This is a genomic window from Candidatus Desulfatibia sp. (genome assembly GCF_036446775.1).
Taxonomy (GTDB): domain Bacteria; phylum Desulfobacterota; class Desulfobacteria; order Desulfobacterales; family UBA11574; genus Desulfatibia_A.
Genome location: NZ_JAZFTO010000397.1, coordinates 1 through 14,385, shown reverse-complemented (window position 1 = coordinate 14,385; position 14,385 = coordinate 1). Strand labels below are relative to the sequence as shown.

The following is a 14,385-nucleotide window of genomic DNA, read 5'->3' as shown; positions in this document are numbered from 1 at the left end:
TGGTTCAGGTTTGGCTGATCCGAGAGAGCAAAACCACAGGAATAGCTGGCTATTTCGCGGATTTTGCGAGTGAGGTATCAGCCAAAGATGGGCTGAAGCTGAGATGTAAAAATGTGAAGTTATTTTTGCGCGAGCCCTAAGCTTCATTTCCCCATTTCCACCAAATTTTAAAAATTCACAAAATCTTTCTTGGCGTCCATGACTTTGACCAGATACCGGCGGGTTTCCTTGTGGGGCAGTTTCCGGCGCAGGGTGTTGAATACGTCAAGGGGATCCAGGCGGTTTATGCGACCGGGGGCCAGGTCGCGTTTGCGGTCAAAGGTCCGCAGGACGTTACCGGCGCCCGTATTGTAGGCGGCGATGACGCAATATTCCCGCGAAACAGGATTTTGAATGTCGTTTAAATATTTATAGTTCAAAAGATGTAAATAGGCGCTGCCGTACTTGATATTGTTGGCAGGCTTGAACAGAAATTCCCTGGTAGGCAGACCGCTTTTTTTTAGAAACTTATTTACATCCTGGCCTGCCGTTGTGGGTACGATCTGCATCAGTCCGAAGGCCGGCGCACTGCTGACCGCATACGGATTAAAGTCGCTTTCGGTTTTCATGATGGCATAAATGAGGTTTTTGCTGACGGAAAACTCTTTTGCGGAGCGTTGCACCAGTATCATGTACTTTTTGGCCCGCACCTGAAGATGGTCTTTGACCATAGCGGTGGTCACGTAGTAAATGGTTTTTACGGTGCCGTTGCTTTTGATTTGCCGGGTTTGCAGCCTGTTTGCGACCAGATGATCCGCAAACCGCTCAGCCCGCCATGCCCAGCGGATATCCTCACCTCCGTGATCTTTAACTTCTCTGTAAAGAAAGGGGACTTCACCTAATTTGATGGGTTTGGCGGTATAAAGATCCACGGCCCTGGGATCATCCGGAGTCAGCAGCGTGGTGGCGATGGCGGTCTTAAGACTTTTTTCAGGTGTTTTCTGATCCAGTGTTTCAATAGTAATAAGGCCCTTGTCGAAATCCACCGCAGCACGCGAAAGATAGTTCTGGGTATATTTGACGTATACCTTGGGTTTAGGCTCTTGGGCCTCTTTTTTGCCCCAGACCGCTAACATCGCCTTTCTGAATGTTTCTATAAGATTTTTAAAATCTTTTTCAAAACGCTTGATATCACGCTCCAGTGACTTGGGATCAGCGGCGTAACGGACCGCTTTTTCGGCCGCCATATGCTGGGCTGAAGCAACATCACCGGTGGCCGCTATCCGGGCTGCACGGAGCATGTCTCCTCTTGAGCATGCTAAAAGAAGACCGAGAACTAAAAGCAACGCGATTCGTTTTTTCATGACCTGATATCAAATCCTTAAATACGAATTTCAGAGTTTCTTCATTTTGTTTACGATCAATTGAGCTATTATCATTATGGACAAGGTAAAATCAACATGTTAAAGAGCACCTCCACGATCGTTTTGGGGGTATGGAAAATGTTGATTTATTTAAAGCTGCTTCTTACGGCGATTTTTTGGGGCGGGACGTTTATTGCCGGCAGGATCGTTGCGCAGGACGTGGGCCCGTTTTCTGCGGCCTTTTTTAGATTTATGATTGCCTCGGTCTTTCTGCTGTTCTTTACCTATAAGCTGGAGGGTAAATTCGGTTTACCCCAAAAGGGGCAATGGATACCTGTTTTTCTACTGGGGATGACGGGTGTGTTTTCCTACAATGTTTTCTTTTTTAAAGGTCTCAAAATAATCAGTGCCGGTCGGGCGGCGGTCATTATTGCTTGTAATCCGATATTTATTGCCCTGCTTTCGGCTTATTTTTTTAAAGAAAAATTAAATCTGATCAAGGTCTTTGGAATTATCATATCAGTAATCGGGGCCGTAATTGTTATTACCAAAGGAAATTTGAACTCTATTTTGGCTGACAATCTGGGTTGGGGGGAAATTTTTATCTTTGGTTGTGTTATCAGCTGGGTTGCGTATTCGTTGATCGGAAAAGCCGTTATGGAGGGTCTATCACCGCTGGCTTCAGTAAGTTACTCTGCCGTTATCGGTGCCGGTTTTCTATTTTTTCCGGCGTATTTTGAAGGAGCCCTGCACCATTTCCGTTATTATTCTATGATTGAATGGTTAAGTCTTTTCTACTTGGGATTTTTTGGAACTGTGATTGGATTTGTCTGGTACTATCAAGGCATCAAAGCGCTGGGCCCTACCAAAGCCAGCCTGTTTATTAACTTCGTTCCGATCAGTGCGGTCCTTTTAGCTTTTTTGATTCTCAAGGAGCCGATCACACCGTCACTGCTTGCCGGGACTATTTTGGTTTGTTCCGGAGTTTATCTTACTAACGCAACGTTTAACAAAAAAGACAAATTAGTCCAAAGAAGGCCAGGGCCAAGTCATTTAAATAGGTAATTGTTGGAATAAATAAAGCTACTGGTTTTAGAAAATTATGAAAATTCCAAGCACCAAAATTCAAACCTCAAACAAATTCCAAGCACCAAAATTCAAAATTCAAAACAGATAGAGCGATGGCGAGACATCATTTCTCTACGCTGCCTCCGGTAGCGCGGACATCTCACAGGGTGGAGGGAACCATGGAGCATATTGACAAAAAATACATTTCTCCTACGGCAATCATTGACAGCGATCATCCCAGCATCATTGAATATGCAAATGACACGGTGAGCGCTGCGGGTAAAGATCCGGTCGCCGGGGCCGTAAAACTCTATTACGCCGTTCGGGACAGTATCTGGTACGATCCCTATTACCCGTTTTATCTTCCGGAGCATTACCGTGCCAGCAATATCCTTAAAAGCGGCCGGGGGTTTTGTATTAGCAAAGCCGCGCTCCTTTGTGCGCTCGCCAGGGCATGCGGCATCCCGTCGAGAGTCGGTTTCGGTACGGTTCGCAATCATCTCGCCACTCAAAAACTGATCGATTTTATGGGTTCGGATGTATTTGTCTATCACGGATTCACAGAGCTTTATCTTGAGGGCCAATGGGTAAAGTCGACTCCAACCTTTAATGCCGAGCTGTGTAAAAAGCATCATGTTGCTCCCCTTGAATTCAACGGTCGGGAAGATTCGATTTTCCATTCCTGTAATATGGATAAAAAGCAGTTTATGGAATACCTGGAATTTCACGGGACCTATGCGGATATCCCTGTGGATGACATTTTGGCGGCATGGGAACAGGCTTATGGCAAGCATCGGGTAAGGAAGTGGATTGACGATTTGGAATCGGTGAAATCTACACCCTCGGAGTCATAGGTTGCAATTACAATAAAAATGTAGATTTTTTAAAAAAAACTTGATTCGTTATTTAAATTCTGGTAGCAAGCATTAAAAAACAGACTGAACCATTTGGGGATTAAAGTAGTCTCAAAAGCCTGGGCCGTAAACTGATGATCTGTGCGAGAAAATGTAGCCTCCCACTGATACGGCCCAGGCTTTTTTTTTGGCCCCCAACCCTGAGTGCCCCCGGAGGCGGGATTTCGCTTTGCTCAATCCCGATGCCGGAATCTTTGACTTGCCGATGGGCTGAATCAGGATTGTGAGCAATTTGGGTTAGCCGCCGATGGAGCACATCTGGTCTGAAATTTTGCCGGAATGATCGTTCCCCAGATTGTGTTCGGACGGCTTGCGGCGGACGGCCTGAATTAAAATTTCTGCCAGCTGGTTGTCAGAACACCCTTTTCGAAGCGCTGTTTTCAGATCTTCCTGACGATCCGATAAAAGGCACAGCCTGAGTTGTCCGCTGGCTGTTAATCTTAAGCGGTTACATGCATTGCAAAAATGCCGGCTGATCGGCCGGATAAATCCGATTTCTCCAAGGGCCGTTTCAAACTTAAAGCGTTCGGCCGGGCCGTCAGTTGTGTTTTTTTCGACCGGGATCAACTCTCCAAGGGTGCTGATGCGCCTTTTTATTTCAGGGGCAAGCAGGCGCCGTCCGGTGGGCATCTGTAAGTTTCCCATGGGCATATATTCGATAAACCGGATGTGAAAAGGGTGCGTGAATGACAGCCGGGCGAAGTCTGTTAATTCATCATCATTAACTCCCGGCAGGGGGACCACATTAAGTTTGATGGGATCAAAACCGATTTGCTGCGCCAGTTCTATACCTTCCCAGATCTGATCAAAGTAATCGTAGCCGGCAATTTCTTGAAATTTTTTTGGGTTTAAGGTATCCAGACTGATATTGATTCTTTTGATGCCCGTGGATTTTATTTTGTAAATGTTGTCTTTTAAAAGAACACCGTTGGTCGTCAGCGATACATCCAAAAGTCCCTCAATTTGAGTCAGCTGCTCCAGAAAATCGTATACCCCTTTTCTAAAAAGCGGTTCTCCTCCGGTGATCCGAACTTTGGAAACTCCAAGGCTTACGCCGACCCGTACAAGTCTTAGAATTTCTTCATACCTTAATATTTCTTTGTGGGGAATCTTTGGAATACTATCAGGAGGGACGCAGTACATGCATTTTAGATTGCAGCGGTCGGTAATAGAAATCCGCAGGTAGTTAAGTTTGCGGTTGTAGTTGTCGATTAAACTTGAATTATGCAACGTTAAGATTTCCTCAGGCCGGCGCTTTTTTTTTAACGATCGTTATAGGTTCAGACTTCGTAAATAATGACAGATTACGGGGAAAATTTTGTACAAAACGCTCCATTTCTAATCAAAGTGTTGGGTTCAAAGGTTCAGAGGTTGATCCCTCATTTAATTACCTCTATGGAATCAATGGTATAGGGAAAAAGCGCGAAGCGATTAACCCTGAACCCTGAACCCTGAACCTTCTAACCCAGACCGACCGTATGTCCGATTTTTTTGCAATCACGCAGTATATAAAGGTCTACGGTCATTTTTATCTGATGAATGACGAGGTCTGAAGTTTTAGTTTTTGTTAAACTTATGTCGGTATTCGGGAATCTCGATGATCGGCGGCCTTTCATGCCCTTCTGTTTTAAAAATATCCGGATGGTATTCATTTTTGACAAGATTATATTGGATCATTTCGCGGAAAAGATCATTTTTTAAATCTACCAATCCGAGTTTTTTTTGGCGGTTGATAAAAGTCATCATAATTACAAAGGCCATTTTACCTAAAGTCCTTGTATCCTGGTTTCGGTGAATGCGCTTGTCCAGATCGACCTGGGCGATGACATCAAGCCCCCATTTTTCGTAGATATCGAGAATCATGCTGGTCTCAACGCCGTATCCAATTGGAAACGGTATGGCTTCAAATACTTCCCTGGAACCGGCATATTCACCTGACAACGGTTGCAGGATCTTTGTGAGTTCCGGAAAATATAAAGAGAATAGCGGGCGGATGACGAGCTCCGTGACCCGCCCGCCGCCGGTGGGCCTGATTTTATTTTTGCCTATGGCAATAGGCCTGTCGTAAAAAGCCTTAACGTATTTAACATTATCATAAAAGAGCAGGGGAGCGATGAGAGCATAGGCAAACCTGTAGTGGATATTTTTGATGTCCGTGTCAAGATATACAATGATATCACCCTCTGTTACGTAAAGGGCCTTCCAGAGGTTTTCACCTTTGCCTTTGAAAGTCTCGAGGTCCGGCAGAATGTCTTTTGCTTCATAAACGTCGGCGCCAAATGCGCGGGCAATCTCTCTGGTTCTATCGGTTGAGCCGGAGTCTACGACAACGATCTCATCCAGAAGCGGGTAGCGGGTCATCAGCTCGGACTTCATGATCAAGATTTCTTTGGCGATGGTTTTTTCTTCATTTAACGTCGGCAGGCACAAAGATATTTTAAGATTTTTCTTTCTTTTTTGATCTACCAGTCGACCCAAGTCGTTAAAATCAGAATAATGAAAAGTATTTTTTTTAAACCAGTCGTTTTTCATCGCACACCCCTCTGTCAATGGCCATCATTACGCCGATGATTTGGGCGATCCCTTTGTAAATGGGTTCAATTTCTACTTTGGCATTTACTTGGTGATGGTTTTCTCCCCGGGTAACACCGAGGGTAACCGCCGGTATTTTTTTGGCAAGAAAGATCGAAAGCTCCGACTCGCTGGGTTCACTGATCGGTTCTATCTCCAGTTTTTTCATTACCGCTACGGTACTTTTTACTAAAGGGTGGCTGAACTTTAATCTGGAAGCATTGAGGCTGCTGATGGTTTTTAGCTTCAGGTCGACCTCATATTCATGACTGATACCGCCAATGATATCTTTAATATCGTTGAAAATTGATTTTACCATTCTGTCGGAGTCACTTTGGATTTCAAAACCGAGCATGGCATCATAGGCGATCATGCCATGTTTGAAACCACCGGAAGTTTTACCAAAGATTACTCTTGATCGGGGTTTTTGAGGCAAACGCAGTTTCTGGATCTGGTTGATAACCTCATTAATGACCAGGATTGCATTCGGTTTGAACTTGTGCTCCCATCCGTTGGCTACCGAGATGTTGCACTCCACTTCGCACCTGATCATGCCGTCAGTGTAATAGTTGAGCCGGCCCAGTTCAGCACTCTCTATGCAGACAGCACCTCTAATGGGGGTGTTCCAGGTCTTTAAAAGATGACGTATGCCTCTTAAATTTCCCTTGCCGATAGACTGGATAACGCCTGCCAGGACAATGTCCGATTCAAAACGCAAATCTAATGCTCTGATTATTTCGGGCAGGGATACCAGGATGCCAACGGCAAGGGAATTGTCCAGGATGCCGGCACCTGTAATGGAGTTTTCTTTTATGGTATAATAGTGATCAACATCTCTTGCAAAAACAGTATCAAGATTGGCCACGACGAAAATAGGCGGTTTCGGCCCGGAGGTTCCTCTGATGATTCCGATGGGATTCCGATAGCCGTCGGTGGAACATTCATCGACTTGGAATTCGGCCAGTCTTTCCATCAGAGCCTGAGTCCGTCTTTTTTCCTTAAATGTTGGCGAAGGTATCTGGCCGATCAATACAATATTGGTAATGATGGTCTCTTGGATTGATTTGATGGTGTTGACAAAGTCGGGTAGTTTGTCGAGATAGTGGTCCATAACGGCCTCAACCTGATAATCGAGCGCGTTCTTCGCTCTTTGCGATGCTTTGATAAAGCCCTTTCAGTTGAATTCCGCCGGGGCGGGGCTGTTCGCTTTAGCGAGACTGAAAAAAGCTGCAATTATGTCCAAAAACATTTAAGAATACACCGAAACATAGGCTTAGGTCAATCATTAGTGCCCAAATATTTTCGTATAAAATGAAGGTTATTTTTGATAGTACTGCCTGATGGCTTCACATAACCCCGGTATGGTATACGGTTCGGCCATGATGTCGACCTTGAAACCCAAATCCCTGGCAGTGTCGGCGGTGATGGGGCCGATGCTGGCAATGACAACATCTTTCATCAGGGTTTCCAGTGCATCAGCAGGCAGGAGGGCATGAAAGTTATTAACGGTCGATGAACTTGTAAAAGTGACAAGATTTATGGAGCCTTCTTTCAGTCTCGTTAAAAAGCCAGCGGCATTATCAGTAACAGCTTGATTCTCATATGCCGTGACGTCATCAACGACAGCACCCATTTTTGTCAATTCTACCGGTAGAACAGACCTGGCTTTTTTGGCCCGCGGCAGAAGAATCTTTTCCCCATTAATATCCTGGCCGGCAAAGGCCTTGATAACAGACTCGGCTCGATAGCTCTCAGGCATGATGTCGCTTTTTATCCCGAAATCGAAGAGTCTTTGCTCAGTGACGGGGCCGACGACTGCCGTCTTAATGTGATGCAGGGCCCGCACGTCCCTGCCCATGGCGAAAAGATGCTCGAAAAAGAAATTTACACCGTTTACACTGGTAAAAACCAGCCAGTCATAAGTCGAAATTCTTTTGATGGCCGCTTCCAGGGGCCGGGTATCCTTTGGAGGAACAACCTTAATGGTCGGGCACTCCAGACACTCTGCACCCAGTTCGGCCAGGCGATTTACCAGCTCGCTGGCCTGCTGCCGCGCCCTGGTCACTACGATTGTCTTGCCCATTAAAGGGCGGTTTTCATACCATTTCAATGATTCTCTCAGCTCCACGACATCGCCTACAACAATAATGGCAGGAGCTTTAAGACCGGCGTTGGCAACACGTTTGGCAATCGTTTCAAGTGTGCCGGTAACCGTCACCTGTTTAGGTGTAGTTCCCCAGCGTATCACCGCAACCGGGGTGTCGGGTCGCTTGCCGTAGTGCATCAACTGCTGGGCAATCCGCGTCAGGTTTTTAACTCCCATTAAAAAGACAATGGTGCCGATTCCTGTTGCCAGGGCTTTCCAGTCTATATTCGATTCTTTTTTGGTTGGGTTTTCATGGCCGGTTACGATAGCGAGGGTGGACGTATATTTTCTGTGAGTCAGCGGTATACCCGCATAAGCCGGCACCGCAATTGCCGATGTGACGCCGGGAACGATTTCGAAAGGAATTTCGGCCTTGATCAGTTCCTCCGCTTCTTCACCACCGCGTCCAAAGACAAACGGGTCGCCGCCTTTAAGACGAACTACCGTTAATCCTTCCTTTGCTTTTTTCACGATCAGGGCGTTAATTTGGTCTTGGGTGAAGCAGTGGTCGCCTGCTTTTTTACCGACATAAATAATCTCGGTGTGTTTTGGGGTATAGGCCGACAAGATCGGTGATGCCAGATAATCTTTTATTAAAACGTCGGCTTTTTGTATACATTCCAATCCCTTTACTGTAATCAATCCCGGATCGCCGGGTCCGGCACCGACCAGATAGACTTTACCCTGCATGGCTTATATCCAGATCCTCTTTAAGGTTTTCTATGATTTCTTGAGATCCCATCGCAATCAGGTGCTCAGCGAGGTCCAGGCCTATTTGTGCGGAGGAGTCCGCCGGCCCTGAGAGGGTGTCTTTGATTACGGTGGTTCCGTCGAGGGTTGCCACCAGTCCGCATATGGTGAAAGTGTTATTTTCAATCTTGCCGTGGGCGGCTATGGGGACCTGGCAGCCGCCTTCAAGACGATTTAAGAAAGCGCGTTCGCCCATAACCACGCTTCTTGTCTGAGGATGTTCGAGGGCAGCGACGAGCGGCTCAATTACAGGATCATTTTGTCTGATTTCGATACAGAGGGCTCCCTGACCCACGGCCGGCAGCATAATGGTTTCATCCAGGTATTCGGTGACGCGGTCTTCAAGGCCCAGGCGCTTTACACCGGCGGCTGCCAAAATGACGGCATCAAGGTTTTCCGTTTCGAGTTTTTTAAGGCGGGTGTCGAGGTTGCCCCTCAGGGGTTTAATAACCAGGTCCGGTCTTGCATGCAGAATCTGAGATGCCCGTCGCAGACTACTGGTGCCTATAAGAGCTCCTGCGCCTAATTCAGACAACTGATGTCCGTTTTTGGAGATCAGAACATCTTGCGGATTTTCGCGCTCGGGAATCGCACCGATACATAAACCTTGGGGTATTTCAGCCGGCATATCTTTCATGCTGTGGACGGCAAGGTCAACACGGCGGTTTAAAAGCGCATCCTCTATTTCTTTGACAAAAAGCCCCTTACCGCCAACCTTGGCCAGGGGTACATCTAAGATCTTATCCCCTTTGGTTTTTATGATGACAAGTTCGACCGTAAGGGCAGGGTGTTGGTCTGCAAGCGCCGACTTGACCCAGTTGGCTTGCCAGAGCGCAAGTTTGCTACCGCGGGTTCCGATTTTAATCGTTTTGTTCATTATAGCGTACAACTCGTACAGCTGGTGGCTGCGCATCCGCTGCAGGATGATGCGGCCGCAGAAGAGCTTTGGGTTAGACCGCTTTTGCTTTTACTGAAAAAAGTGGAGGCCGACATCAGTTTGGTTATTTTCTGACTTTGGCATGCAGGGCAATCCGGTACTTGGCTGCTTTTAAAAACCAGATACTCAAATTCTTTGCCACAAGCACTACATTGATACTCATAAATCGGCATTATTTATTTTTCCTTCAAAAAATAAGCGAGCTTTTATCCAAAAGTATGCATGCATATCAATAAGTTCAGACCTCGTAAATAATGACAGATTGCGGGGAAAATTTTGGACAAAACGCACCATTTCTAATCAAAGAGTTGGGTTCAAAGGTTCAATGTTCAAAGGTTTACCCGCCTTTGGCGGCGCCGTAGGCGACCAGGGTTCAGAGGTTGATCACCTCATTTAATTGCCCCTATGGAATCAATGGTATAGGAAAAAAGCGCGAAGCGATTAACCCTGAACGCTGAACTCTGAACCTCCTAACCCAGACCGACCGGATGTCCAATTTTTGTGAAATCCCGCAGTATATAACGGTCTACGGTCATTTTTATCTGGTGAATGACGAGGTCTGGAATTAAGAGACCTGCAATTATATTTATATTGAAACCCACACGCGTGGTTGGAACAAAAATAAACATAAATATTTATAAATCAAGGTACCGTTCAGCCGATGCAATGAACTTCTTATTTACCATCTGCCAACAACCTTCCAGCCAGTTTTGTTGCATCAACAATCCGTTGAGAGCTTTTCACGTGAAAGTACCACCGTTTAAAATAGTTTGTCAGCATCACACCCTTGGACCTCATAACAGCGCGGCCATCAATCACTTCTTCATATTGCTCGTCACGATCGGCCGGTATGGTTCGAAACAGCTTTTTGCTTCCTACAACAATCAGTTTCGACCTTGGCCGGGTAAAGGAGACGTTCATTCTGTTTGGCATCATCAGGAAATTTTTTTCTGATTTAATAAATTCGTCATCCGAAGCCGTTAAAGACACAATGACAGCGTCCCTTTGCTTCCCGGATTTGCTCTAAGGCCCAATCTTTAACTTCAAAAACGATAAGTCCGATCTTATCGCCAAATAATATAAAATCGGGTTCCTTTCCTTTTAGATCGGGTGTATACCACGCAATATATTGAGAGTCAGGTTTGGCAACAGATTCAAGAAAGCGGTAAAATTGCTTTTCGCCCTCGGTTGTAAAAATCTCAACATTTTCAAGGATCATGGTTGCCAAGATGCACTCCTTATAAAAAATCTGCGATGTTTGATTCTTATTGTATCATCTCTAAACGTAAACGGCGGCTGCTAATTCACAATTCAAGCTTTGACGCCGATCCCATATTCTCGATTTTCTAGGCATGGTATCCGATTAAAATGAAAAGAAAAAAGAAGCAACTTAATATGTTAAGATGTCCCCTAGTCCGCTTTAATCAATGATCAAGGTTTGACCCCATTCCCATTAAGTAATCTTCAATGTTATTGATTTGATAGTGCCTGTTGATGAAGGCAAGAAATCTTCACTTTTTGCAAGCCTTGTCTGATTTAAGATATTGTATCCTCGGAATAGCGGGTATGGTTATGCCCTATACCCATTTCATACCTCTCCCAATCATACTTGATTCATTTACAATAAAATATTAAACATCCATTACTTATATTTGATATTTTTGTTGATAATCGATTAATCGTTGTGCTTTTTGGATGGAAATATGCATGAAAACCTTCACAAATTTCTGTTAAATTTTTATGACCTTGGTCACATAAACTATATAAGAAAGAATCATCGAGGGTATAGGAACGAAACATACAAAATTGAAACCCGAAAAGATAATAAGAAAAACCATTATATTTTACGATATTACCGTAAGGGTATTCTTGAAGAAAGAATAAAGTTCGAGATTGCCCTAATGCATGAACTTATTCAACAAGGTTTTGACATTTCACCACATGTTATTCTGACTAAAAATCATACAGCCTATGCAAAACTAACTGAAAAGACGGGAAACCTCACCGAAGATAGATATATCACCATTTGTAGCTATTTGCCCGGTGAAGATAAATACAATTGGATTTATCCTTTGTGCACGGATGCAGAGCTTAGGGATGCGGGGAAAGTGCTGGCTTATTATCACAGTGCAATATGTGAGTGGAGGGGTATTGATGGTTGGATGAACCAAAGGTATATTGATAAGGTTTTTTTCATGCCGGACCAATGGCTCTCTTTTGCAAAAAAAGCGGGCAACTCTTCGTTTGATCAATACTTTTTCGATCAATTCGAATATCTTTACAGTATGTTATATAAAATACAATTTAAAAATAGATATAATGAAATGCCACACCTTGTGATCCATGGAGACTATCATCCCGGAAATATAAAATTTCGGGATGGAAAAGTCAGCGGTATTTTTGATTTTGACTGGTCAAATGCAGATTTAAGGTGTTTTGATGTCGCTATAGCCTTACTCTATTTCTGTTCTGTATGGAATGGAGTTGATGCGGGAAATTTACTGCTTGACCGTATTGAGAGCTTCTTAGGGGCATATCAAGAGGCTGCCGAAAATATAAGCGGCATTGAACCTTTAAACAAGATGGAACTGGAACATCTTCCTGAAATGATCCATTTGAGCAATCTTTCTTTGATAGACTGGGTTTTGGGAAGGTTTTACACCAATGATCACGACCCCGATGAATACAAGGATTATCTTTTACATAGTGTACAAGTGGGGCAATGGATGGAGCGGAGTTGGGATCAATTGTACAAATGCATTTTAGGACAAGAATTTAATTTAACATCTTTCAAGCACTCTCCTCTACAATCTAATAAATCTAACATAGATCAGGTGCTGTAATTGCCTTTCATCTTCCCAAAAATGATCTCTAAAATATTTGCGATTGCCTTAAGTAATCTTCAATGATATTGATTTGACGCTGACTGTTGGTACAGGCAAGGAATCATGAATTAAAGACTGGTTTGATTCGGAACAAAATTATACCATATAGATACCTACTATAATAAAAGTTGTCACACCGCTTTGCAATAGTCACGCCTTCCAATAAAGGGGTCAAGCCGAAAGCGCCGGTAAAAGCCGGCAAAGAGTAGGGGGTGAAAGTCCCCCGCATGGTAATGATTAGCGACCAGCCGTGGCCCCGAGTCATGCGTCGGCTTCCCGTAAGGGGGGCGGCGAAGCGTTGACAGGGGGTATGCAGGCCTGGCTATTGAGCTCCGAAATCACCTATTTCGGGTTGCCGACCTAGTGACTTGGTGGGGAAGGCAATACGGTACGTCGCGCCAGCGCGAGTGGCGCACCGGACCCGCGGAGTCAGAGAACCGGAGCATGTATGCAAACTCTTTGTACGGAAACCGGGAGATCCCAGTCGTGACCGGCTGCTATCCACAGTCGGTCCGGTCGGAAAAGGCCAATGGCCGAACGCCTGACATGTACGCGCCTGGGAAGTCGGACGGAGGAATATTATCGATGAAGCGAACGAACAAAGGTGCACAATCAAGCCAACGGCGTGACCAACCACCGGCGGAGTTCGTGGAGAAAAGGCCTCCGGCCGAGGGGAACTGTGTTCAGACGGCCGTGACCGGCACACAGGGGCTGGAAGAAGCGTCGATCGGACTGAACAGGGTACGAGAAGCAGCGAAGACGGCAGGTGGTCCAAGACCGTGGTGGGGACACCACAAGGTGCCGTGAATCAACGCTTCTGCGTCTGACCTGAGGCAGGAGCCCAGTGCGGTAGTTCCGCACGCTGGGATCTGTGCGGGGGGTGCCGGGTAACCGGCATTCCTACCGCGACCGTTCGGCGACATCCCTTAACTGACGGGACTTGGCGAGTTACGGGCCGGGGAGTACCCGGTTTGAACAGCAAGAAACGCAAGGCTGAACATTCGTTTTCAATCACGGAGAAACAGACATGGGCGATAAGGGAAAGAAAGATAAAGGAAAAAAGGAACATCAGAAAAAGGCTCAGCGTAGTCCAAAGGAAAAACGACAATTGAAAAGAGAAAAGAAGAATAAATCGATACGCACCGTTATGCCCCGTCAAGTTCCGATTGCAACGTAGTTGCTTGATGAAGACCTCAAAGGTGGTGTGCTCGTTACATTCGCCGGGCCGCTGTAAACGCAGCGACCCACGTCGCTCTTGACCCAAAGCTGCCGTTAGCCAAATCGTTTTCGTAACAGTTTGAACGGCCGCTTTAGAGAAAAGCGGACATTAAGCTAGAATTAGCCAAAAGGGCCGCTAACGACCCAAAGCGGACCTGCGAGCACAGCAGGCGAATGTTTGCTATCTGGCGTTTTGACTGCCACAAAAACCGCTGAAGGTACGTCATCAGCTAGGAAATCTGCATTCCGGGTGTGGCTGGGTCTATCCTGCAAGGAGACTAACTTCCAGATCGCGGCATGTTCGACGTGAATTTGCAAACAGTGGCCAATTTTGCCGAAATTTTCGGTGTGCTGTTGGTGATCATCGGCGTCATCTTCGCGCTGTACGAAATACGCCACCACCGTCAGCAAAGGCGGGAGACGGCCGCGATGGAAATCATGCGCGCTTTCCAGAGCCCCGACTTCACGAGGACCTTGCGTTTGGTCATGGATTTCGAGCAAGAATGCCGCGACTGCCGTGACGATTCCATATCCCCTGAACTGCAGGATGCGG

General features: G+C 45.8%; 14 protein-coding genes. 5 read left to right on the top strand and 9 right to left on the bottom strand.

Annotation, left to right across the window (positions count from 1 at the left end; all coding sequences use genetic code 11):
• Window positions 1-167 precede the first annotated feature (167 nt).
• Window positions 168-1,343, bottom strand: a complete 1,176-nt coding sequence (locus V3S16_RS18015; RefSeq protein WP_413887500.1) for a murein transglycosylase domain-containing protein — start codon at window positions 1,341-1,343, stop codon at window positions 168-170.
• A 138-nt stretch (window positions 1,344-1,481) separates the two neighbouring features.
• On the opposite strand from V3S16_RS18015, the gene V3S16_RS18010 reads away from it, so the two are divergent.
• A complete protein-coding gene (locus tag V3S16_RS18010; RefSeq protein ID WP_413887498.1) occupies window positions 1,482-2,408 on the top strand; it encodes a DMT family transporter in 927 nt (308 codons plus the stop codon).
• Window positions 2,409-2,590: 182 nt separating this feature from the next.
• Window positions 2,591-3,265, top strand: coding sequence for a transglutaminase-like domain-containing protein (locus V3S16_RS18005; RefSeq protein ID WP_413887496.1), 675 nt, complete (start codon window positions 2,591-2,593; stop codon window positions 3,263-3,265).
• Between the two features lie 297 nt (window positions 3,266-3,562).
• Here V3S16_RS18005 and moaA read toward each other — a convergent pair whose 3' ends face one another.
• The 8 genes from moaA to V3S16_RS17965 form a co-directional block, all read right to left on the bottom strand.
• On the bottom strand, window positions 3,563-4,555 hold the full coding sequence (moaA, locus tag V3S16_RS18000; protein WP_413887494.1) for a GTP 3',8-cyclase MoaA: 993 nt from the start codon (window positions 4,553-4,555) through the stop codon (window positions 3,563-3,565).
• A 327-nt stretch (window positions 4,556-4,882) separates the two neighbouring features.
• Window positions 4,883-5,857 (bottom strand): glucosyl-3-phosphoglycerate synthase, encoded by a 975-nt coding sequence (locus V3S16_RS17995; protein WP_413887492.1) that lies wholly within the window; start codon window positions 5,855-5,857, stop codon window positions 4,883-4,885.
• Window positions 5,838-7,007: a hypothetical protein gene (locus tag V3S16_RS17990; protein ID WP_413887490.1), complete on the bottom strand. Its 1,170-nt coding sequence runs from the start codon at window positions 7,005-7,007 to the stop codon at window positions 5,838-5,840. Before V3S16_RS17990 ends, V3S16_RS17995 begins: the two co-directional genes overlap by 20 nt.
• Window positions 7,008-7,214: 207 nt before the next feature.
• Entirely contained in the window at window positions 7,215-8,732 is a 1,518-nt protein-coding gene (gene cobA / locus V3S16_RS17985; RefSeq protein WP_413887488.1) for a uroporphyrinogen-III C-methyltransferase, read from the bottom strand.
• Window positions 8,722-9,669 (bottom strand): hydroxymethylbilane synthase, encoded by a 948-nt coding sequence (gene hemC, locus V3S16_RS17980; protein ID WP_413887486.1) that lies wholly within the window; start codon window positions 9,667-9,669, stop codon window positions 8,722-8,724. The genes cobA and hemC overlap by 11 nt, the downstream gene beginning before the upstream one ends.
• Window positions 9,669-9,902, bottom strand: a complete 234-nt coding sequence (locus V3S16_RS17975) for an FmdB family zinc ribbon protein (protein ID WP_413887484.1) — start codon at window positions 9,900-9,902, stop codon at window positions 9,669-9,671. Before V3S16_RS17975 ends, hemC begins: the two co-directional genes overlap by 1 nt.
• A gap of 502 nt (window positions 9,903-10,404) precedes the next feature.
• Window positions 10,405-10,719, bottom strand: a complete 315-nt coding sequence (locus V3S16_RS17970; RefSeq protein ID WP_413887480.1) for a hypothetical protein — start codon at window positions 10,717-10,719, stop codon at window positions 10,405-10,407.
• Window positions 10,697-10,948 carry an NERD domain-containing protein gene (locus V3S16_RS17965; protein ID WP_413887502.1) on the bottom strand — a complete coding sequence of 84 codons (252 nt, stop codon included), beginning with the start codon at window positions 10,946-10,948 and terminating at the stop codon, window positions 10,697-10,699. The genes V3S16_RS17970 and V3S16_RS17965 overlap by 23 nt, the downstream gene beginning before the upstream one ends.
• 484 nt (window positions 10,949-11,432) lie before the next feature.
• Here V3S16_RS17965 and V3S16_RS17960 point away from each other — a divergent pair, with 484 nt between their 5' ends.
• From V3S16_RS17960 to V3S16_RS17950, 3 genes are all read left to right on the top strand, one after another.
• Window positions 11,433-12,572, top strand: coding sequence for a phosphotransferase (locus tag V3S16_RS17960; RefSeq protein ID WP_413887478.1), 1,140 nt, complete (start codon window positions 11,433-11,435; stop codon window positions 12,570-12,572).
• Between the two features lie 1,069 nt (window positions 12,573-13,641).
• A complete protein-coding gene (locus V3S16_RS17955) occupies window positions 13,642-13,791 on the top strand; it encodes a hypothetical protein (protein WP_413887476.1) in 150 nt (49 codons plus the stop codon).
• 338 nt (window positions 13,792-14,129) lie between these two features.
• Window positions 14,130-14,385 (top strand): hypothetical protein (locus V3S16_RS17950; RefSeq protein WP_413887474.1); only part of this gene is annotated, 256 nt, incomplete at its 3' end.